The following is a 22,311-nucleotide window of genomic DNA, read 5'->3' as shown; positions in this document are numbered from 1 at the left end:
TCCCTTCCAGCTACTCCTCCTGCTGGCCATTCGTATGAAATTCGATAAATCCATGATATAAACAAGTCTGAAATGAAGAGGTCGTCAAGGCTGGCTGGCCTTCCACCTTTGTCTGTTCTTTTGTGTTTTTCCACTTATCCGTCAGCATCGGCAGGCATGGCTTGCCTGAGATTGTGGAGCCATCTTCGGCGATCAGATATATAGTCTCGGCACTCGGCTGTTCTGGACTGTTACAAATTCCAAAATGAGGGACATTCTCATGAGAATAATCTCCTTCATTCATCATGGGTTTACCATTAACAAAAGCCCCGTGGCTGTTCGGCAAATTGATCTTTCGAGGATGGGTCCCGCAAGTGCAACGCATACAGGCCCCCCGTACGACATAATACTCATTGTCTGACATGTGCCCTTTCCCTCCCTATTTCACCTGGACTTGCTCCAAAGCGATCCCGGTATAATCACGCCGCAATATACTTTCCGCCACATCCAAACGGACGATGATCATTGGGATAGCACTCTCCTGGATTGTAAATATCTTGTGGCCCCGAATAGCATCTGCTTGTAATACCAGCTTTCGAAGCACACTTTGATCCAAATTCCATTCACTTTCTGGATGTACTGCTGAAAGCCGCTCCACAAAAGGAATATAGTAATTCTTCTGTATCTTCTGTTCGATCTGAGTAAGTATCGTTAATTTCATAGGCATCTCCGGCACATAGGCCTGGACAAGGCGTTTTAAAGCATCTGAAATGAGTGGAATGGGACCTTCTAGATAATCAATAAAAATACTTTCTGCATCTGCCTTCACGTGAAACATCAATGGCTTGACAATATCCTCCGGCTGCAAATCATACAGCTTCCACGGATCAATCGTTTCCATCACCTTTTGTAGCCTAGGAACATTGGTATACCGCACATCCTGCTTTAAGAGGAAATAATCCATGAAGATTCCTCCTCTCGTGCCTCGGCTCCCTCACTACGCGTAAAACGGCACAATATTTCGCTATCATCTCGATATTCTCCAGCAAATATCGTGCATGCATTTGCTTTTGGCATCCTTTCTAACGAAGGGGAAGCGATAAAAACTGGCATCTGGCTTTTCAAGAACTCAACAGTGAGCAGATGGTATTTGACCGCCTCAATTTGTTGAATTTGTTCAATATCCATCGTCGTGATCTTACGAGCATAATCTGATTTAAGCTGTTCCAGCTTAGTCATGCGATTGAACAGAGGCTCGAAAACAAAGTCTGCCGACCATTCCACAGCGCATTCAGTCTCATCCAGAAACCAATTTTCATCATAGGCATCTATACGATAAACCGCTTTATTTTTCATAACACGAGTTCTGAGCAAGGAGATATAAATATATCGAATATCCCCCTTACGACCTTGCTCGTGCTGATGGGTAGCGAGCTGGCATAGCGACTCTAAAGCTGCTATAAGCTCGTCTTCAATGGCTTGCTGGCGCGTCAGAAAGTTGTTTTCAATAAGAGCCAAATCATGTATCCATTCCGTAAATACGTGCTTTTCCAGCAAATCCTGCAACGCAGCATCCCGATCCATGAGCTTCATTCAATGTTCACCTTACCCCCGGTTAATCTCACATCGTCCATGATGTCGAGTTTGGCTCCGGATTGAATAAAACTCACGCCTTCTTTCCCCTCCATAATAATTTTCGCTCCCCCTGTAATTTGGATATCCTCCTGAGCAGACAGGGTTATTTTTTTGTTACTGTTAATTTCGATCCCGCCTTCATCCGTGAGGCGCATGAGCATTTGCCCACTGTTGATAATTTCTACTGCACCAGGCTTGAAAACGACTTGTTTGCCGTACTTGGTGCTGATACTTTTGACCGCAGGATCACTTCTTTTAACGGGATCAGAGGAGGCAAGATCGACAGAACTGGCGGCAAAAGCATGCTGCTCCCGTTCATCCGGAAAGTACAGACGAATTTGATCCCCTGCTTCCGGCATAACATACCAGCCGCTGCCATCAGGAGAAGAATAAACCGTAGAATAGGGAAACCACATAGCCCCGGTTGCAGTCGAGCCTTGATCAATTTCCAGCTTGATTTTCACTTTTTCTTTGGAAATATCAATCACCTTGCCAAACAGAGAGGCTCCTGACAGATCATAGGCATAGACGGTTGGGCATTTTAACCCATGTGCATCCCGTAAAATGTAACGATTCACGATCAGATTTCCTTCTGTGGTCGTCTCCGCCCTAGCTATGTAAAGCGTTCTTTTATGAAAAATGACGGAACTGCCCAGCTCCAGCACTTTGTTGCTGGTCACTTCATAGCTCAAACTGTTAGACTCACCATATTCCGGCAGTCCGTTACGGGACATGAGCTTGTGCTCCTTCAAGTCTTTTTTTATGGAATAGTTATGTTCGTTCAGCGGTTGAGGGGCACTAGAATGGGGGACACCAATCACATATTTCAATCCTTGTTGCATCGTAATTGGAATTAAAGCAGCATGTAGCCGAGAAGCAATTCTTTTGACAAAAGCCCAGTCTGTTTCATTGTATTGCACTAATAATTCACCGATAGCTGCGCCATGAGAAGCCTCATCAATCACTTCTGCATCAGTATATGAACTTGTAACATGCGAAAATAGATTGTTATATGAATCTCCTGTTTTTTGGAATGAACGACGTTTGGGGCGAATGTCCATCATTAAGGTTTCACTGCTAGCCTCAATCGTAAGCTCGCGTACTCCGTTTACAGCTTTTACAGCAATATTCGTGACGATTCCCTGAAAAAACCGGATCTCCTTGCCTTCACTTTTTAAGAAGACTTCGATGTGCTCATCTTCATCTGCTTTTTCTACGTATTGATCCAGCTTGTCCTCCGAAACAATTCCACGTATGCAGAAGCTCACATGTTCGTTTAACTGTTTAATAAGATGGATACTTAATACACGCTGAAACTGATAAGGGGCCACCTGAACATCTGCTGTGGTGTAAATGGGGTTACTCATTCATATCCCTCCTTTTCTGCCTCGTCAACCGTTTGAATGGTACGAATCATCTGCAGGGCGACATCCCGCCATTCAGCATACTGCTTATACGGACAACAAAATGTTCCCATGACCGTCTTTCCTTCCAGCTCAAAGTAGAACATATTGTGGTAGATGGGCTGGTCCAGTGCAGGACTTTTAAAGTCAAAATAGCCAATCTGCTTACCATGTACCTCTTCTATTTTTTCTTCATAAAATACATGGGCAGGATTCATATTTTTCATCATTGCCTTCATGCCAGAAGTGAGCTGTTCCACCCATTCATCTTGTAGCGTCTGGTCCACCCGATTCAGGGTAACATCCACACTGCCCAAATCATTCGTCAAAATCATTTCTGGACGTTGCTCATGAGGATATTTAATCTTTTGCAAATGCTTGGGCATTGGACTAAAGATAGAGGGGACATGCATTTTCAGCCGATCTTTAAAGAAAGATCGCTCTTCAAACACATAGGTTTGACCGTCAATGATTATGGGTCCTGCTAAAATATTGTTAGGCCTCTTCAGCTTCTCCATCTCGCGGAGCTGATCCAAAATCTTTTCATCCTCATATTTCATAATGCACACTCCTCTACCTGATTTTCTAATCCACAATCATCCGTCCGGCTCCGCCGCCCTGCCAACGGCCTGCTGTTCGTTTTCCACGTCCGGCGCCTTCTAGAATAAGAACTAGCTGTCTATGCAACTGAGCATGAGAATAATCTCTGTATTCCGCACCATTTCGGTTTGCAATGTAATGCTGAATGGAATCTCTGTCTACGGCTTCTGAGTTCAGGCATATGAGCGCAAACATACAATCCATCGGATCTGTGGCACCACTTTTAAGCAGCTCGGATGCGAAGTAGCGCATCGTCTCTGGCCGCAATGTACTCTGCTTCAAACCCGCAAAAGGAGCATGGATATCACTCCATGTATTGAATTCGGTTGCCATGTCGGCAAAATCCTGATAATCCGAGCGAAGCACGGCTCCATCTTTGAGCTTGAATCGGCCCAGCTCCATCTTATCCAGACCGATCTCTGCCTCATCCTCCAGCACGATATCTGCATGATGGGCTGTGAAATCCGGGCGATCTGTTTGTTCCAAAAAGAGCAACTTCAACACCGATAGCCGCCCCGTGGCCGCATACGGCACTTCCTGCTCCTGCTCCAGCAGGTATAGTCTATCCTTGTGCTTCACGATGCCTCTACCAATGGTCAGCGTGTTCTCCCCGACAGTTACGTTCATTCCGGTGATAATGCCATCCGAAAAATCCTGATACCGGATATCCAGAAAACTGCGAGGATAGTCTCGCAAATTTTCTAGCATTTCGGTTTTTAGAATACGGCCCTTCTCAAACTTCGGAACGATATGCGTTAACATGGTGCTCCCCTCCTTTCTCTATTCTTCTTTATTTAGGGGAACAGATAGCCGATTCACACCGGGCGCAGGAGGTGGAACAGGAACTGCATCATCGATGGGTTGAGCTTTACTTACTCCAAGTAATCCAGTAAATAGGCGAATATTCTTTTCTAAAAATCTGCGTATATCCATCTTGCTCCCCCTGTTTGAAGACTACGGTTCATTATGATCTTAGAATCTATTTATCTACCTTTACATCCCGGCTCCGCGTTGAGCCTGCTCACGAAGGATATAGTCCAGCTCGCGTTTGTCCACAACATAGGTACGGGCGATCAGATCGTGGAGCGCCTGTTTTCTCGCCGTAAAGGCTGCCATAATAAAACCGACGAACAAAATGATGACTGATAGAAGCTTACTCCAGTAGCGTGCACTTGCACGTCCAAAGCTGAGCTTGTGGTTAAACTCATCTACCACAACGATGCCGAGAGCCAGCTTTCCCACCGTTGCTTTGCATTTGGACGATTCCATAAGCGCATAATATAGCCATATAGCTCCCCAATTCAGCAAGGTCTGTCCTATTGTTTTCATTGTAAAAATATAAGTCGATCCATCTGAGAGCAAAGAGCTTTCTGCCGGAGACGGTACCCAATCCCCTAAGGTCCGAATCACAAGCCAGATCAATCCAATTATTAAAAATACAAACCATAGAATAAGGCTATCGATGATATAAGCCAAAGTTCGCTTCCAAAAACCTGCATACAGCACGTTATCCCCTCCAATGTGTTGTGTACTTTTCTGATTTCAGCATTTTGTGAAATCCTTAATTTACTATTTCGTGCCGTCAAAGAAATCCAGCTCGGAGAGATCATTTTCGAAAGCAAAAAAGCGTTTGGGTCCCAGATGCAGCAATTCATCTCGGCGGGTAATCGGGACTACATAAAAGCCCCAGCGGCTATCCCCGACAAAAACAAAATATTTCGTTTCCCCATTACGAATGGAGTCCGTATCATCCTGCGGGATATCCCGCCCGTACAGCACGGCAATTTCCTCATACGGCATGGGTTCAAAAGCTTCTGGCCGACTACGATACACATGGCGCTGACGCAGCTTGCCACCGTCGGCCGTCAGGAAGAACTCCACCTCAGCCGCATGAGACGGCCGGGAAATAGAACCGCGTACCCGGTTGCTTTCCAAACTCGCAATCAGCTCCTTCTCGCGTCCCGTATGTGTCCATGCGCTGACCGTGTACGGAATGGCCGGAATATGATTGGTAATGACAGGCTCAATCGTGCCCATTTTTTTAGCGTTCAGGTAACGGATAGCCCCGCGCAGACAGGCCATTTTCAACTCAGGTACCCGGCTGAGGTCCTCTGCCTTTTGACGGAACTCAATACTGCGCCCTGGTACAAATTCCTTGAGTGCTTCGCGAAATACGTCAATCCGGCAGGACTGCCCGGTTAGCTTGATAATCGAATAATTCTGCAAGCGCCCCTCCAGATAAAATTCATCCAAAAACTTGCGCACAATATTGTAGATGTCTGCCTTAAGAAGCTGCTGTATTTCCCGAATGTTAAACACTACATCAGGCAAACCATATTCATCACGAAACCGTCCGTTCTCAATGACTGATACCAGCCAACGGTCCATCACTGCAATGTTCAGGTCGCTTTCAGCAGATAATACCTGCTCAGATTCGAAGCGACTGCGCAAGATCCCCGTACGTAGAAAAAATTCCTTTTTCATATTTTCTGCCGCGCTCCATAACAGATGAAAATTACTCAGTACCCGCTGATATTCATCCCGTGTAGCATGCTCATACTGTTTGAACGCGGTAGGCAAGATGGCCTCTGCCTCTCGGTAGCGTTCCTCCAGTCCCGCATATACAGCATCTACGCCAAACTCATCCACATGACGGTACAAATCTCCCGAAGGAATGCCGATCAGGGCATCAATATCGGTGTCAGGCAAACGAGTCTCGGCAGCATAATAACCTGCAAATACAATTTTCATAAACTGCATAATCCGATACGTCAGATTGTTTCCACCAAAATTGGTATCCCCATTTTCATACGTTGTGTGAATATCCAGCTTGTAAGCAATACGTCCGTCCTCAATTCGGAATCGGCAGGAAGACAAATCTGTCGTGCCTCCTCCACAATCAATGACAAGTGCCTGATACTCCTCACCGTCCGCAAAAGTCCCTCGTTCCATCTGGTCTGCCAGCGTGTTGTACAGCACAGCCAGCCCTTCGTCCAGCGCATCCTCCGCTTCAATCTGGTAATCCGGCAAAATATCACTAAACATCTCTATAAACTGGGGCTGCAGCTTTACGGGAGCAGAAAAGTGCAGGTTGCGAAACCGACACTTAAATTGCTGCTCGGCTGTGGCAATCACATAACGGATAAAAGCAGCTAAAATATCACTGCGGGAAGCGGTTGCTGTATTCCCCTCGGAATCCATTAATTCCTCGATTCGCTTATAATCGTTGACCCACCGCTTGATCCCTCGCAATACTGTCGCACGGCTGCCTGCCACGTCAGATCCACGTAGTGCATCCTCCCCAAATACATAAAGGATATGTTCTGGATTGGAGCAGTCTGCGACGCGAATAACAGTCGGCAATACTTCGATCCAGTCGCCTTCTGCCCCTTCTGGGCCGGGGAATGACACATAATTGATGGCGTTCAGCCTTACCGTGCTGCTCATACCTGTATCAGGGGCCGTAACGTAGGAACTATCCAAATAAGCACCTGCTGTGGTGTTCGAGGTGCCAAAATCAATCGCAAGTACCGCATCTGTTGTTTCCGTACCCCGAATGATCAGCTCTACCACCGGAACCCGGTGACCTTGAAGCTTCAGCGGCAGCATCGGCTTATCTCCATAGTAGAGGTTATAAAAATATTCTGATTCCTGTCTTCGCAGAAATAATAGGCTATAACTATGATTAGACGTCTCTCGCAGTTCAGCATCACGATGACGAGAAAGATAATATACGCCTGTTCGTCCCTCATCCTTCACCAAATTCAAAACACCGCACAGTTCTCCTGTCGCATTCACCAGCAGCACATTAGATGAGCTCAGCCAAGGCAAATCGGATTCAATCCGGTAGTTGTCCATGCGACCTGTGCGTACACCCTGATACAGTGTGATTTTGGCGGGAACCCGGATACCGCTGCTCTCCTGCCGACGGTCGTTCCAGTTTCGCTGTAGTGCCGATTCCATGCGTTCAAAACCGACAGGGTTCGGCCTTGTGATGAGTAGATGCTCCTCCGCACTCCGAAATCGCAAAATCACGCGAATCAATTCTTCACGTGCCAGGCGATTGGCAAATCCCTCGACCAGTCGTTCCTTATCGCATATCCCGCGTAACTGAAAGGTCGTCATTTGCTCCAATTCCGCCCGCGTGTATTTCGCCGTGAAGCGTATGCTTTTTCGATCGGTGAGCGGGTCTAGCAACCTGTATGTATAGGGTCCGTTCATCGTTCACATGTCCTTTCTTAGCCATTTAGCCTTAATAGAGGGCGATAGCGTCTATTTTCATCGTAGGATCTTCCTCTAAAATGCCGAAATGACTTGTCCAATACAATTCCGTCGTAAAACGTGCCGGAAGAAACAAATCCAAAATCAAATCCACTTTAATCCGTGACAATGGCGTCTCCTCTTGGCCGATATAGATGAGTAATTCGTCTTTTTCCTCACAATTGGTGTAAATGATTGAGCGATGAAAGACGCGCCGCATCGTTTCTTTTAGCAGATGTACGGCTTCTCCCGTCTCATACAGGCGCAGCAGTCCTTCAGCAATCGCGTCCTGATCCTCACGGTTTAATTGTCCAAAGCCTTCCTTTACCTTCGGGCCAAAAATGCCCTCTGCAATATCACGCCGAACAAACTGGATATGGTACTCCCGCCGATTCATCCCTTGATACAAGTCCATTTCCGCCAGAAAATGCATCATAATATCAAATAGCGATTCTCTCAGCTCCAGATACTCTTCAGCATCCGGTGGAAATAGATCCCGAAAAATAGAATAAAAGCGGTAGTACGGATTTATTTCCACTACCTGCTCCAAATGGGAAGTATTCAACTCTGCCAGACTAAGCTCCATATACGGAGAGTAGCTGACAGCGGGTACGAAGCGGAATTTATCTACATCCAGCCCCTGTTCTCTCGCTCGCATGAGCAAATCCCAGACGTAATTCACACCCATTCTCCTTCACACTTGTACTCTGGAAAATACATCTGCACTTCCGATACCAGAAAGCTCATTAAATCGGATAAAATATAAGCAGGCGCGGTGGGCAAAACATCGTCTGAACCACGTCTGAACCCCAAACGCATGATCTGCTTGCCTTCCTCTGTCCGTACGTTATCGCTGACAAACGGATTTAACGGATACGTCTGGGTTTTGGTTAACAGGTTGCTTACATCATTTCTCCCTGCACCTCCCCAGATTTCCACACGTTCTAGTTCCAGCCCTTGCGCTGCTTCAAACGAGTTTACGATGCGCATGATTTCCGCCTTGGCACGGACAATCACGGCCTGTTTTCCTGCATAGCGGCCCAAAAAGCTGTCCTGTCGCCGATTGGACAATAACGGATAAGTCTGACGACTAAGTCTCGTTGTAACAGGCTTCGTAACCTTCAACACATTCCATTCGCCAGACTTATCACGTGGTGTAACAATCGTCAGTTCCTCTTCTGTACGCTTGATATACCGGATATCGCCTTCAGTCCCGTCAATCAAATAACCATGCTCAGGACCTGTTTTTCGCAAAGGCAGCACATGCTCATAATTCACACGATCCATAGCGGGTATAGGAAAACCGCTGTTCTTTAGAGATAGCCTTTCAATGTTCCAAAGTGGAAAAACGTCGCCCTTCTTAAAAACGTCGAATTCCTCCAATGAAATTGTAATTTCATGAATTTCTTCATGGGCGGCCGGCTCTCCGTCTCCACCAATCAATACGCAGTCCACAAACTTATAAGCGTACGGGTGATTAATTGTTTTCCACGGCATGCCATTTTGCATAAAGGTGTGATATAACTGCTCAATCTCCAAAATATAAGAACGGTTATGCTCCAGACGAAAACGAATCGGATAATTGCCAGTTTCCGTGACCAACATTCCTGAGAAAATTCGCTTGCTGCGCACCAACGCTGAGATTCGTTCGGTCTCCATCTCAAGAAAAAGCGTAAACAGCGGCATCGCACCGCCTTCGCGTACCACCTCTGCCACACGGCTGATGTCCATCTGCTTTTCCTCCGTATCAGACGGTAACACAGGATATAAAAATTCATGAATCGGGTCATAGTCCTCACGCGATGTCAATGACACGTACACATCAATCTTTTCTTCCGTATTCTCAATTTCCTCAAATACCCGCCGTTCTAGCTGGCGGGTCATTTCTTCCTGATATTCGACGAGGTTCATAAATACCCCCGCCATCATATTTTTCAGTAAACGTCTCTGCTCTAAATCGTCCATCTTACTCAAACGGTCCTGTACCAGCTCTTTCACGACGTCTCACTCCTTTCCGGCTCCAGCTTCATTGAACATGAAAAACTTAACTTCCGTTCGCAGCAGCCCGATCTTGGTTCTCTGAATCAGACGCCCCTGCTGCTTTAGAAGCGGAATCAGCAGTTCCTTGCTCTTTGTTGGTATCCACCTTGGCCGAAGGGGCAGTTCCATCGCCTGTACCCATGCTCTTTGCAGCCGAAGAGGCTTCCTTCTTCGCGGGTGTAGTTCCCGCTGAAGACGTTGGCACAGCCTTCGTTTGCGATTCTGCAGCAGGGGTTGCAGTAGCGGAAGATGAAGCTCCACCCGCTGTGTCCCCTGCGTCCGTGTCGTTCAACGCTCCGTCAGACAATCCCAATCCAGCAGGAAGCTGACCATTTTTCTGCTGTTCCGCGCTCTGCTTTTCCTCCGCCTTGGCAATGCTCCGCTCCAATGCCAGAACACTTTCGAGCTTATCAATCTCCTGATAAATTTCCTGTGCCCCGCTATAGGCATCAATGGCCCCTTCATAATCGAGATCCTTCATCATCCGATCCCCTTTGGCCTGAAGTTTTCCAGCTTGAATCTCCTTGAGCTGCTGCTGAATAGCTGTCAATTTATCGTTGGCCTCGGTAATTTTCTTCTCCAGTTCTTTTTGCGCGGACGTATAACCGGATTCCATCGCAGCCTTGTTTGCTTTCTTGTATAGCTTAAGCGCATTCGTGTAATCGCCGCCCTGAAATTTTAAATCTCCGTCCTTCATCCAGCTCGCTGTCTCGGCATAGCTGTCCAATTGATCGATTTTATGCTCAATATCCTTCACATTAAATGGTGGATATAGCCCGGCGCTTTTCCGTGCTTTCTCGTAGCTGGCTTCAGCTTTGGTAAAGTCCGCCTTTTCCACGTAGCCGTCTCCGTCCACCAGCAATTGAGATAGTTTCTGCTCGGCTGTATACAGTCGCTTATGAATCTTATCGTTAATTTTAACCGCCGCGTTTTTCGCTTCGCTGTAGGACTTGAGCGCCTTCGCATAATCTCCTGTCCTTGCATAATCGTCTGCGGCTTGGGCTGATTCGATCATCGTTTCCAGTGCAGCTGCCTTATTCGCAGCCATACGAGCCAGCGTAATCCATGCTCCCCCGCCCACAACAATAAAAACAAGCAACGCAAGCAAAATCCGTTTGATCAACTTGCGGCGGTTTTTAGGCTTTTCCTGAAAAACTTTATTTACATAAATGGCCGCAGCCGTGTAATTATTCACCGTCCGGTGCTGTTTGCTTAGCAGAACCTCTTCCAAGGTGTCCGTCAGCATGACCGGGTCCTTCGCTTCCTCCAGCGCCCCCAGCATTTCCGCCAGCTCAACGTCCTCCCACATCCCTGAGGTGGCAAGCAGGATTACATCTCCATCTGCAAGCTGCGTTTTTTTGGCGTAATGGGCATGAACTCCATTCGGATTTCCCAAGTATTCCAGCAGATTACCTCGTTCCTCATGTGTGCTGGTCGCTTCGTCTGGAATGCGTCCATCATCTGCCAATGACTGAGCCAGACTATGATCCTTACTGCGAAAATTAAGCCTTCCATTACGAAAATGATAGAGCCGCACATTACCGCACGAAACATACACCATTTTGTTATAGTTGGTCACTACCATCAGCAGACTGGCTTTGAGCCGAACGCGACGGCTTTCAAATTGCAGCCATTCCTGCGCTTCACGCAGATCTCTCATCAAGCGCCGTTTGGACATGGAAGGCTTCTCCATGAAGTTTTCCAGCACTGTTTTGACAACCATTTCTGCGCTGCGCAGCTCCTGATCCGAATCCAGACCGTCTGCGAGGACATAACAGGCCATGTCGTCCGTCTCCATGAATGCAAAATAGTCCCGGTTGTCTATGTAAGAGCCCGCTTCCGACACAAAGGCGGTACTAAAATCGCTGTTGTCCTTGCGCATCGCTACCCCCGTCTTTCTTGTTTCATCCTATCGCCAAAATAAGTACTGTCGCATTATCCTGACTTTTAAAGCCTTTATCATTAATCGCGTCGATCATGGCATCCGCTGTTTCCTGCGGTGTTCCACTCTTGCGCATAATCTCTTCCAATTCAATCTCCGTCAGCGCCTCCTGAATGCCATCGCTGCACAGCAGCACATGATCGCCTGAATACAGACGAATTGGTGCACTACCCAGTTCCATGCTTTCAAAGCCCTCATAGCCCAAGTAGTTGACCAGTTGATTGCGCACTGGACTCGTTTTGGCTTCCTTCGAGGTCATTTGTCCAGCAAGCACTCGTTCCTCCAGCAGTGTTTCTGCTGTATGCTTGGAATTGACTGTTTGGAAATGACCATTGCGGTAAATCGTAATCAGGCTGTCGCCCACCGCTCCGTAATACAGCTGATAGCCGCACACAATGACCGCAGCCAGCGTCGTTCCTCCGCCCTGTCCATTCAAATTTTGCAAAATGCCGCGATTGCTTTGAGTTGCCGCCTCTGCAAAATATCCATTCAAATTCGTTGCATCTTCCAGCTTGGCAAACGCCTTCGTAAAAGTCGTCACAGCCAAGGTACTGGACATACGCCCATTGGCCAGCCCACTAATACCGTCTGCGACAACAGCCAGCGTACCGACAGGTGTCGTCATACTGGAAAAATAATCATCCTGCTCGCTCCGGCTCCCGATCGTTTGACCATTTCCGATCTCAATTCCACTCACGGTACGGCTGCCGGAACTTCGCGTCAGTCGTATACGGATCATGAGCAGAACAGCGAATAGTACCGCAGCTCCACTTACAACAAAATAAGGCTGCATATCGTTACCTCCCTGCACCATTGCCCAATTCCGTCCTAGTTTTCGTTATCCCACTCAAAATGGGCGCCACACAGCGGGATAAAGATAAATTTGCTGTGTCCCAGCTGAATCACGTCATAGGCAGCCAGCTCTGCTGGTGAATATACCGCCTCGTTATTGTGGTACGCCAAACCTGATGAATCGCCTGGCAGCAAGTAAAAGTTACGTTTCTTCGGATCATACACAATGACCGCATGATTTCTACGGGAAATCGTGTTGTCCCCGATAATGCGGACATGCATTTCCTCTGCGCGCCCGATAAAGTTTTTCTCCGCCATAATGCGATAATCCTGACCCACCTGTGCTCCTTCGATGCATACCAGCCATCCGGTTACCGGATGAATGCCCACCGTCTCGCCCAAATACGGCATTGTTTTGTCGTTATCTCCTGCGACGTTTGTTTTCGCCACTGGCTCTGCGCTCTTGGGTGCAGCTACATTTACTACCGTGTTGCAATAAGGACACGTATTTCCGTGCTTTCGTGTACTGAACATGTGTCCGTTCGGGCATCTTGTCAAACTCATAGTCGGTTCCTTCCCCCATTGTCATGATTGTCTTTTCAGCGATCTGAGGATTTTGCAGCATCCTCATCTATTTAACGAGCAGTCTCGTATTGGCAATATATAATAAATCACCTGAGTAAATCCGGTATGGCTCACCGCTTTCCAACTTCTTGGTTACACTTTCGTTGGCAGACCGCAAGCCTGTACCATTACCGGAATCCACATCCTCCACAAACCAGTCGCTGTTCACCCGGTTGAGTACCGCATGCTCCACACTTACCAGGGAGGCATAATCTGTACCTACCAAATCAATATCCGCCTCCGAACGCGACGTTGTTTTACCAATTAAGAGCGACGTTTCGCCTTCGATATACCATTCTTTAATGGACTCGCCCTCTTCATCAATCAACACCAGCTTGGCAATCCGCTGACGTTGCGCCTTTGGCTTGGCCACGGGTACAACGGACACCAGATTGCGCAATATGTATACAAGCACGCCGATTCCAATACCTATCGCGACCACGGTTTTCAAACCGCTGTAGCCTGTACGATTAAACACATAAAAGGCGATCGCCAGCATCAGCCCGAACATGGCAACATCTATGATGAAAACCCATCTGTTCTGCGCCGTTTTCACTGCTTGCTTCCCCCATTTCTATCCTGAAATCATCACTTTTTACGAATACCGAAAAATTGGTTAAACATCGCTGAGGTATCCGTCGGATCACCGGGTTTTTTCGTTTTTTTCCCTGGTGAGCCCTCCTTCGTTTTCGGATGAAAACCAAAAAATTGCTCAAAATCAGTTCCTATATCAGCCGGATTGAAACCTTTGGCTGCCGTACGTGCACCGCCGGAGGATGCAGCCCCTCTCCCTCTCTCTTGCTGTTCCCCGCCAGCTCCCTCAGTTTTTCGGATGAGCTCGGCATCGTATGCCTGCCGCAATGCTTCGTCACGCAAGGTATTGTAAGCCTCGTGAATCAGCTTGAACTTGCGCGTTGCTTCCTCGCTTCCCTGGTTGGTATCAGGATGATACTTTTTGGCCAGTTTACGGTAAGCCTGCTTAATCTCTGCCTCCGAAGCATCCCGGCTGACACCGAGCAGCTCATAGTAGTTGGTCATTGTGTGATGTTCCCCTCTCCGAAAAAAATAAATATTAAGAGACCCGTAGGCCTCTTAATATTTATCCACCCTGCACTTGTGTGCCGGATGAGTGTGTGTTTAAGCTGCACTTAACGTGAAGACGTTAAGCTTAAACCGGATATCCGCCGTCGATTGTAGCCAACTCGGTTTTGTCTTTCTTTTGTTTGATGTAGAGTGTAAATGCACCTACACCTTCTGTGTCGCCGAAGTGCTCGGTGTAGTCTACAACGAAAGCATTCGGGAAGTGGATTTTACGCACAACTTGATCAGCTGCGATAACTTCCAGTGTTACTTTACGGTAGCTGTCTGCTTTTTCAGCAGGAACCAGAGACCACAAAGCCAGTTTCAGCGTGTCATCTGCGCTGTCACCGTCTACTGCTGTGATGATTTTACCGCTGATGCGCAGCGTGGAGCCTACGTCAGTGGAACGTGCATTGGAATCGTCCGGTGTATCGGTGTCATAAATAACCGTTTGGATGTTATCCAAGCCCAGCTCGATTGTTTCTTGTCCTTCTACTTTCAATCTGAATCCCATGTGTGTTGCCTCCTTGAAATTAGGTAATATGATGGCGGGAGATGCAGAGCTTCTCCGCGATTTATGTATAAAGGCGGTTCTGGATAGAAACGCCTCTAACATCTTTCGTAGTGCTCGGATCATGATTTGACCGAGCTGGTTCCCTTAGTGATCATGACTTCCAGGTTCTTCACATTACCGTTGAAGACCAGATCGATATGGCACATATTGCTTTTCTCATCAATAATGAAGCTCATATCGTCTCCGTCCTGAATGATCGAGTTAACAGATCCTCTGCTGCTCAGCCACTTGCTCTTCTGACTGCTCGGATTGTTACTGAAGAAGCGGACGATATTTTCGTGTTTGAAGTCCCCTGTCTGGTAGCGCAAAATACGTTCAATGTACGTGCTGACCAGCGTCTTGTAGATGGAGTCAAAGCCGTCCTCGGACATCGCCATGCTTCTCGCCTTGTAGACGGTAATCCGGCGGATATCCTTATCCTGGATCTGAGCATTCTCCGACGAGAATACAAAGCCGAAGTTTTTACGGTTGATGGCATCCTTGATCGTGTTGGTGAATCCGGTGATTTCCTTGGCCATCGTCGTCACCGTGCGTAGACTGTTGTCTCCCGCTTCAATGTCGAAGCGTACGCCAGGGAAGTTCTTATTGACCGTTTTGAACGTCTCACGCAGGTATTCAGGACACTGATAGGAAGCGACCAAGCCGGCGGCAACATAGGCTGCACCCACATAAACGCCCTCGATCCACAGCTTGAGAATATCCTCTTTCTCCTTAGAGAGCTGTACACCATCTTCGGTCTGTAGCATTTTGCTGTCGATAATGACACCCGATTTGTCCTTCGGAATAATCGTAAAGTTCGGTACACAAGGAATGGCAAATTCGCTATATTCTCTGCGAACGAGACTGGCGCATTTATCGACATATTTATCGATGCCTGCTGTCGCCATACTGTTGAAAGTCGTTTCTTCACCGGATTCAAAGTTAAAGAACATTTGAATTTTGTAATCCTTCACGACTTGCAGCAGCATCGAGAGCGATTCCATAGAATTTCCGCCCTGCTTAACGACCTTCTCGTTACCCTTGAAGCGTTCACGTGAAACCTTTACCTTACCGGCTGCTTCCAGCTCAACGGATGGAACGATACCGAACCAGATCGTGTCGCTGAATTCATTCTTAGCATTCACAGTGTTCAGGTACGTTTCCAGGCGCGGGATATTGCTGCTTTTCACCAGCATGTCCAGCTTGTTGTTCGCCACCAGCATTGTCGGCAGCATACCTTTGCTCTTCGTTGCATATTGATCGAAGAACATTTTGACACCGAGGATTTTTTCCACAAGCGGCTTAACCGCCTTTACGAAATCGTCCTTGGCATTTTTATAGAACTCCAGATACGTGTTGTAGTTTTGAACTTCAACCGCTGTATCCACCTTGGTCTGAACAGCTGGCAGTGGCACAAATGTGCGAACCACCAAATCCTTCACATAGTCAGAAGGCGTATCTGTGATGGAGTTATAATCTTCTTCGAATACTTGGGAGAGATCGCCAGTGCTGTTCTCATCCAACAGCATCAGCTCAGTACTGTCGCTCTTCGGCGCTTCAATAATTTTCAGTTCGCCGCTTTCCCCAATGGAGAGCATACCCACCTGGATCAGCTCACCGGAGTTTTCCTCTTGGGCGCCACCGAGCAGAAGGCGGGTTTTGATGTCCTCAATTGCCAGTGGGAGCATAGCCATAACGTTGTTATAGTTCTGACTCGCTTCCTCGAACATTCCATTCAGCTTGTCACCCATGTCGAGTTTCTTCGGATCGCCATCATCCAGCTTGTCGTATTCACCGTACATATAGTGAATCTCTTTGCGGACTTGACGAATATCATCCATAACCTTTTTCGGTGAAATCATATCCAGCAGATTTTCAAATTTGAAATCTACATTGGTGATTCCTTGACTGCGCTTGGTATCAATGAGCGTAAACAACATTTTCAGAAAATCATTACTTTGATTTACACGAATTTCAGAAATGCTATCCTCATCAATTCCCTCTGGCTTTTTAAGGGTGTAGACGACTTTTTGATTGGCCGCGTTAAAAAACGAATACACGGTCGGTGAAAACTTATCCAAAAATTCGTCAAAGCTGCGCACCAGAAGGTGCTGATTAATTTCCTTGATCTTCTCATCGCTCAAGCTGTCAATACCCTTCACATCACCTACAATGGTGATCAGGTCCAGCTTTTCCGGGTTAATCTCTTCAAAAAGCATTGTCCGGTTGGTTTGATAAATGATTTCCATCGCTGTCGGCAAATGAACAAAGTATGAGTTATAGGTCCATTGCTCCATATACGGACATGGGATGTCCAATTTGAAACGGACGAAACTCATTTTTAGTTCTTTTGCCTCCTCCCCCCTACTTAACATTTAAATTCGTCAAAGGATTGAGCTTATACCACATTTAAGGTACAGGCATGTAACCTCGAAAATCGGTCCGAAGCGTTATTCGGCTTTTAACGGCAAAGCATGCAAATGAGATGTATTTCCAAAATTAAAAGTCAGATAACACAGAAATTTTAAATTTATGATTTCGTATTCCTAACTTCAATCCCAATTTTTGCCGTTGATACGAGAGCTATCATACAAAGCACCCTTCAGTTTTGTCAATTTCTGTAGTCTCAGATTGAAACAGGGCATTTTGACTCATTTTATGCGTGAATACGTAATTTTCATGATATGTTAGACCTGTTTCTTCAGGGAAATATTCACAAATGGAACTCAATTACCGATAGAAATCCATTGGATATTTCTGATAAGCGTAAAAGAATCAAATTCATGGCTAATGTGAGGTTTATCAGCTGTTTTGATCCTTTATCCCTTATATCCCAAGGATTAGGAGAGTTGATCCCCCCACGTAGGCCTCGGCGATGGAGGAGCTTATGTTCAGAATAAGGAAACTAGGGATTATCGTTTTCATGACTTTTGTACTATTTTTACAAATGAGCCTAAACGGGGTCATTTGCACTGTAAATCAGGCTAATGCAGCATCTTTAGGTGCTGTCCCGATCGAGGGTTACGATGCCGTTTTTGTACTGGATACCAGTTATTCCATGAGGGATACCGATCCTGAAGGCATTGCGGCCGAAGTCATCAATATGTTTATGGATTTGAGTGATGCAGACCGTACGCGCGTCGGATTCGTTGCCTACAATCACCATGTGGTCGCCTCGAAACCACTGACTTCGATTGCCGTGGCAGCGCAAAAATCCCAGATCCAACAGGAAATCAGAACGCTAAACCGTTCCGGTTATACGGATTTGGGACTTGGGCTGCGCAAAGGCTCAGAGCTGCTAGCGGCAGGAGCATCCCAAGGGCGTCAGCCTTTTATGATTCTGTTGTCTGATGGAGAGACTGATTTTGGTGCCTCCTCTGGTTCCCGATCCAAAGGTGACTCCAATAACGATGTGTCCTCTGTCATCAAATCTGCACAGACCAAGGGATATCCGGTGTACACAATTGGTCTGAACCATGATGGCACAGTGAACCGACAAGAACTCGAACGGATCGCTTCTCAAACGGGTGGAGCTTCTTTTATTACGAGTAGTGCCGAGGATCTGCCGGAAATTCTGAACCGTATTTTCGCCAGTCAAATTCGTTCCAAGCTCGTCCCAATTGCTGCAATTACGACTACTGGCGAGATGCAAGAATTAACTGTAACTCTACCGGACTCTAGTATGGAGGAAGCCAATTTGGTGCTTTTGTCGGAGCATCCCCTTCTGGAAACACAGCTATATTCCAATTCAGAAAATGTCCGCAGGTACAAGTCGAGCCGATATGCGATTTTAAAAATCGAGCATCCACAGGCAGGTAAAGTGAAGTTGAAGCTACGGGGCATACGCGGAGATTTGGTGAAAATCAATTTACTTGGTAGCTATCGACTGGAAGCCGAGGCTACCATGGGAGGAAAGCAAGCAACGGCAACTGATGGCGACAAGCCTGTGCAGTTGCTGAAAGGTCAAGCGACACCGTTTCAAGCTCAGCTTCTGTTGCCGAACAATCAAAAGCTTACAGATGAAGCCGTATATACGTCTCTCCAAGCCCATATTGTAGTTACTCCCAAGGGGGGCACAGCCAAAAAGGTGCCTATGACCTATAAGTCAGGAGCCTTTCATACCGAATATGCGTTCCCTCAAACCGGGGATTATACATGGCAGCTATCTCTGGATAGTCCGCAATGGTACCGTAAGGGAACTGTACATAAGGTTCACGCGGCCAATGCAGCACCACAGGTCTTAAAAGACCTGACGATTCACCTGGTAAAGGAAGACGGTGATTCCCGTCGAAGTTTATCAGATTTTATTGTTGACCCGAATCATGACAAGCTGAACTATAAGCTGGATTCAGAAGCCTCTGGGGATACGATCCATGCTGAGATTAACGGTAATGATCTGCTGCTATCCGAGCTCCACACAGGTGACTCACAGCTGAAGATTACCGCTACCGATCCGGAAGGAGCATCCAGCAGCGCTACACTAACCGTTTCTGTACAATCCCGGTATACAGCCATTAAATGGACGGTAGCCATCAGTGTCGTAGTAGCCGCTCTTCTGTATTGGTTCTTGCGGCCGAAGCCGCAGTTTGCCGGAAGAATTGAAGGATATTTTCTCGCTACAGCAAGTGGACAGGAGATTCCGGTAAAATCTTGGCCGCTCACCTCCTTTCCGGGCCGTAAGGTCAGCTTGCAGGAATTGTTCCGTACGCTTGACGTTCACGAACCGTTGCCAGAAGCGGAACGGATCGTATTTTCCGCAGGTAAAAAAGGGAGCCTAATCGTAAAACATGATACACGCTGCGCCTTACAGCATGGAAAGATCAGATTAGCCCGTAACAAAAAAGCGGTCATGGAGTACAGCGACAAGCTGTACATTACATTCGAGGATGGTGTCACTGAAATCGAGCTGCGATACAAAGCGATTAAACCGAATACTTCAGTGTACACCGACCATATCCAAGCTCCGACAGGATAATGTCCGTCACAACGTAAAAAAAGAGAAGCACCGTCTCTTACGATTAATGAACCGTAAGAGTAGGGCGCTTCCCTTTTTTTATCCAATATTCCGCACGTAGTGCGGCTTTAAACCATCGAAGTGAGCGACAACGCTTGTTAGCCTGTACCTCCAGACCACGCCGAATGACATACGGCAGCAGAGAAAGTCCTGCATTTTCAATCTGAATCCGCTCAGAATGATCTGCAAACAATCGGCCTGGCACATCTGGCGGAGGTGTTCCTTTTCGGCAATAATACAGCGTGGCGGCCAAACTATAGATATCCGACACAGGTCCCTGCTGCGAACGATTAGAGTAAAATTCCAGCGGAGAATAGCCCGCCGTGGTGAAGATCGGATGCTCTTTGCCTTCAAAATGCACAGCCGAACCAAAATCAATCAGCTTGATGTTGCCATTTTCCCCAATCATAATGTTGCCCGGCTTAATATCCCGGTGAATAATTCCTTTGTCGTGAATATACTCCATGGCATCAATTAAAGGTAGCACCGTGTGGTACAAAAAAGTGGGATCAGATGTTGGCACAGCTTCTTCTTTCATCATTCGATCCAATGTCTTGCCTGCACAGTATTCCATGACCAGATAGGCAGTTCCATTTTCCTCAAAGTGATCTATATAACCGACAATTCCCGGATGACTTAACTCCTTCAACATTTGCCCTTCACGCAAAAAATAATGCATAAACTCCACGTATTTGGATTGCATAGAAGCACCGCAAGTGACCGTTTTTCGATCCATCCCTCGCAAAGCCAGGGCATTCGGAAAAAATTCCTTCACAATGACCTTTTCTCGGTTATCCAACAGCCTTGCCGTATACACGATGGCCAGCTCACTGCGGGACAAGGCGCTTCGAATTTGATATGTATTTCGCAGCTTCGTATTACGGGCAAGCAGATTCCCGCTTGTATCCACGATCATGACTCGTCCTCCTGTCAGGTTCTTAGCTTATGTCTTTTGTATATATCGGCTTATTACACATCTTTTTATTATACCGTAAAATAGATTATTGGAAAAACAAATAACCTGCCATAATCTCCCTTAGAGAAATGATGACAGGTCTTTTGGCATTCATCTGGTTCTTTTTTCTCAAATCGTTTAACCCAGTTTCGTTCCAGGCTTCATGCTGCGCACACTGTTCGTATTTTTCTTCCGTTCACTGCGCAGTTTGCCTTTGCCTTGTTCTGGAGTGCGAATGGTGAGGGCAATCAGGAACGATACGACACACAGCACAGCAATCGTGGTAAAGGTCGGGATGAATCCACCGAGCAAGGCTGCAATAAATGACCCCGCCAGCGCACCCAGGCCAAAGCCTTGATACACAATACCATAGTTTTTGCTTTGATTTTTCAGACCGAAGAAATCAGCTACAATGGCAGGAAAGACTGTAATGTTGCCGCCGAAGCAAAAAGCAATTCCTGCTACACAGGCAAAGAATAAACCAAAATTCAGCGGTACCAGACTCAGCACTGTGACTGCGACCGCCGTTGTCAGCAACGCACCCGCTACTACTTTCAGACGACCTACTTTATCCGATAGCGCACCCAGTATGATCCGGCCCGCCGTGTTGAAAATTGCGACCATAGCGACCGCATTAGCGGCTGTTGCTACATCAAGGCCAGCCATCCGTACGCCGATATCTTTGACGACTCCAATCAGGTAGAGACCACTCATACAAGCGGTAAAGAACATTACGAACAGCAGGTATGCCTGCTTGGTGCGCAGCATTTCTTTAACGGTGTAGTCCCGCTGTACAACCCCATTTTGTACCGAAGGCTTGTTCAGGACTACAGCTTCTCTTACCAGGAAGGAACCACCCACAATCATAATCAGCACGATCATTCCCCAATATAAAAACGCTTGTGATACGCCAACGGACTGAATCAACGAACCATTAATATACTTGAATATAAGACTGCCTGTTCCATATGCCCCAACCGAAATACCGGAAATAAGTCCTTTTTTCTCAGGAAACCATTTAATCAGATTCGACAGTGATGTAATATATGCCGTTCCATCCGCAAAACCTACGACAATACCCGCCAAAATGTAAAGCAGGGACAGCGATGTTACCTGCGAACTGAGCATGAGACCGGCTCCTAAGACGACACCTGCACACAAAATCAGACGACGTAGTCCCCATTTATCCTGTAGTTTGCCTGCGAATAACGTAGCAAACGCCAGTGCAAAACTGGTAATTGAAAATGTAATGGCAACCGAACTGAGGTTCCAGCCAAAGCGGTCCACCAACGGTTGATTAAATAAACTCCATGTGTAAATGGTTCCTAATCCCATCTGGACAATTATTGTTCCAAGTACGACAAGCCAACGATTTCCGTTGTTTGTTTTCATTTCAATCTCCTCTTTTCATTCCGGCTCTACAGCGTCAATTTG

General features: G+C 46.9%; 21 protein-coding genes. 1 reads left to right on the top strand and 20 read right to left on the bottom strand.

The annotated features are described in order from the left end of the window. Positions 1 to 10 precede the first annotated feature (10 nt). The 18 genes from MHB46_RS22110 to MHB46_RS22025 all read right to left on the bottom strand — a co-directional run bounded on the left by MHB46_RS22110 (position 11) and on the right by MHB46_RS22025 (position 17,157). A complete protein-coding gene (locus MHB46_RS22110) occupies positions 11 to 403 on the bottom strand; it encodes a DUF4280 domain-containing protein (RefSeq protein WP_341163427.1) in 393 nt (130 codons plus the stop codon). Positions 404 to 418: 15 nt separating this feature from the next. Further along, positions 419 to 943, bottom strand: a complete 525-nt coding sequence (locus MHB46_RS22105; protein ID WP_341163426.1) for a hypothetical protein — start codon at positions 941 to 943, stop codon at positions 419 to 421. After that, positions 925 to 1,572 (bottom strand): hypothetical protein, encoded by a 648-nt coding sequence (locus tag MHB46_RS22100; protein ID WP_341163425.1) that lies wholly within the window; start codon positions 1,570 to 1,572, stop codon positions 925 to 927. The genes MHB46_RS22105 and MHB46_RS22100 overlap by 19 nt, the downstream gene beginning before the upstream one ends. Next, on the bottom strand, positions 1,569 to 2,981 hold the full coding sequence (locus tag MHB46_RS22095; protein ID WP_341163424.1) for a phage tail protein: 1,413 nt from the start codon (positions 2,979 to 2,981) through the stop codon (positions 1,569 to 1,571). Before MHB46_RS22095 ends, MHB46_RS22100 begins: the two co-directional genes overlap by 4 nt. Beyond that, a complete protein-coding gene (locus MHB46_RS22090; protein ID WP_341163423.1) occupies positions 2,978 to 3,577 on the bottom strand; it encodes a hypothetical protein in 600 nt (199 codons plus the stop codon). The genes MHB46_RS22095 and MHB46_RS22090 overlap by 4 nt, the downstream gene beginning before the upstream one ends. Positions 3,578 to 3,602: 25 nt before the next feature. Then, positions 3,603 to 4,379: a DNA and RNA helicase gene (locus MHB46_RS22085; protein ID WP_341163422.1), complete on the bottom strand. Its 777-nt coding sequence runs from the start codon at positions 4,377 to 4,379 to the stop codon at positions 3,603 to 3,605. A gap of 18 nt (positions 4,380 to 4,397) precedes the next feature. Beyond that, positions 4,398 to 4,550 (bottom strand): hypothetical protein, encoded by a 153-nt coding sequence (locus MHB46_RS22080; protein WP_023989850.1) that lies wholly within the window; start codon positions 4,548 to 4,550, stop codon positions 4,398 to 4,400. 60 nt (positions 4,551 to 4,610) lie between these two features. Continuing rightward, entirely contained in the window at positions 4,611 to 5,123 is a 513-nt protein-coding gene (locus tag MHB46_RS22075; RefSeq protein ID WP_341163421.1) for an RDD family protein, read from the bottom strand. A gap of 63 nt (positions 5,124 to 5,186) precedes the next feature. Then, positions 5,187 to 7,838: a molecular chaperone gene (locus tag MHB46_RS22070; protein ID WP_341163420.1), complete on the bottom strand. Its 2,652-nt coding sequence runs from the start codon at positions 7,836 to 7,838 to the stop codon at positions 5,187 to 5,189. A 31-nt stretch (positions 7,839 to 7,869) separates the two neighbouring features. Then, positions 7,870 to 8,559 (bottom strand): iron-dependent peroxidase, encoded by a 690-nt coding sequence (locus MHB46_RS22065; protein WP_103049362.1) that lies wholly within the window; start codon positions 8,557 to 8,559, stop codon positions 7,870 to 7,872. Beyond that, positions 8,556 to 9,875: a normocyte-binding protein gene (locus MHB46_RS22060; protein ID WP_341163419.1), complete on the bottom strand. Its 1,320-nt coding sequence runs from the start codon at positions 9,873 to 9,875 to the stop codon at positions 8,556 to 8,558. The genes MHB46_RS22065 and MHB46_RS22060 overlap by 4 nt, the downstream gene beginning before the upstream one ends. Positions 9,876 to 9,921: 46 nt before the next feature. Beyond that, complete coding sequence (locus tag MHB46_RS22055) at positions 9,922 to 11,799, bottom strand: serine/threonine protein phosphatase (RefSeq protein ID WP_341163418.1); 1,878 nt, start codon at positions 11,797 to 11,799, stop codon at positions 9,922 to 9,924. 22 nt (positions 11,800 to 11,821) lie between these two features. Then, on the bottom strand, positions 11,822 to 12,652 hold the full coding sequence (locus MHB46_RS22050) for a PP2C family protein-serine/threonine phosphatase (RefSeq protein ID WP_341163417.1): 831 nt from the start codon (positions 12,650 to 12,652) through the stop codon (positions 11,822 to 11,824). Positions 12,653 to 12,687: 35 nt separating this feature from the next. Then, positions 12,688 to 13,215 (bottom strand): FHA domain-containing protein, encoded by a 528-nt coding sequence (locus MHB46_RS22045; protein ID WP_069290165.1) that lies wholly within the window; start codon positions 13,213 to 13,215, stop codon positions 12,688 to 12,690. 67 nt (positions 13,216 to 13,282) lie between these two features. After that, on the bottom strand, positions 13,283 to 13,831 hold the full coding sequence (locus tag MHB46_RS22040) for an FHA domain-containing protein (protein WP_023989858.1): 549 nt from the start codon (positions 13,829 to 13,831) through the stop codon (positions 13,283 to 13,285). A gap of 32 nt (positions 13,832 to 13,863) precedes the next feature. Then, positions 13,864 to 14,313 carry a J domain-containing protein gene (locus MHB46_RS22035; protein WP_322173606.1) on the bottom strand — a complete coding sequence of 150 codons (450 nt, stop codon included), beginning with the start codon at positions 14,311 to 14,313 and terminating at the stop codon, positions 13,864 to 13,866. Between the two features lie 130 nt (positions 14,314 to 14,443). Then, on the bottom strand, positions 14,444 to 14,869 hold the full coding sequence (locus MHB46_RS22030; RefSeq protein WP_025685506.1) for a hypothetical protein: 426 nt from the start codon (positions 14,867 to 14,869) through the stop codon (positions 14,444 to 14,446). Positions 14,870 to 14,988: 119 nt separating this feature from the next. Continuing rightward, entirely contained in the window at positions 14,989 to 17,157 is a 2,169-nt protein-coding gene (locus tag MHB46_RS22025; protein ID WP_023989860.1) for a hypothetical protein, read from the bottom strand. Between the two features lie 638 nt (positions 17,158 to 17,795). On the opposite strand from MHB46_RS22025, the gene MHB46_RS22020 reads away from it, so the two are divergent. Then, positions 17,796 to 19,883 carry a vWA domain-containing protein gene (locus MHB46_RS22020; RefSeq protein ID WP_341163416.1) on the top strand — a complete coding sequence of 696 codons (2,088 nt, stop codon included), beginning with the start codon at positions 17,796 to 17,798 and terminating at the stop codon, positions 19,881 to 19,883. A 43-nt stretch (positions 19,884 to 19,926) separates the two neighbouring features. On the opposite strand, the gene MHB46_RS22015 is transcribed toward MHB46_RS22020, so the two are convergent. After that, positions 19,927 to 20,838, bottom strand: coding sequence for a serine/threonine protein kinase (locus MHB46_RS22015; RefSeq protein WP_254325064.1), 912 nt, complete (start codon positions 20,836 to 20,838; stop codon positions 19,927 to 19,929). A 177-nt stretch (positions 20,839 to 21,015) separates the two neighbouring features. Next, complete coding sequence (locus tag MHB46_RS22010) at positions 21,016 to 22,269, bottom strand: L-lactate MFS transporter (RefSeq protein WP_341163415.1); 1,254 nt, start codon at positions 22,267 to 22,269, stop codon at positions 21,016 to 21,018. Between the last annotated feature and the right edge of the window lie 42 nt (positions 22,270 to 22,311).

It is taken from the genome of Paenibacillus sp. FSL H7-0703 (genome assembly GCF_038003485.1).
Classification (GTDB): Bacteria; Bacillota; Bacilli; order Paenibacillales; family Paenibacillaceae; genus Paenibacillus; species Paenibacillus polymyxa_B.
This window is presented reverse-complemented; position numbering and strand designations above follow the sequence as displayed.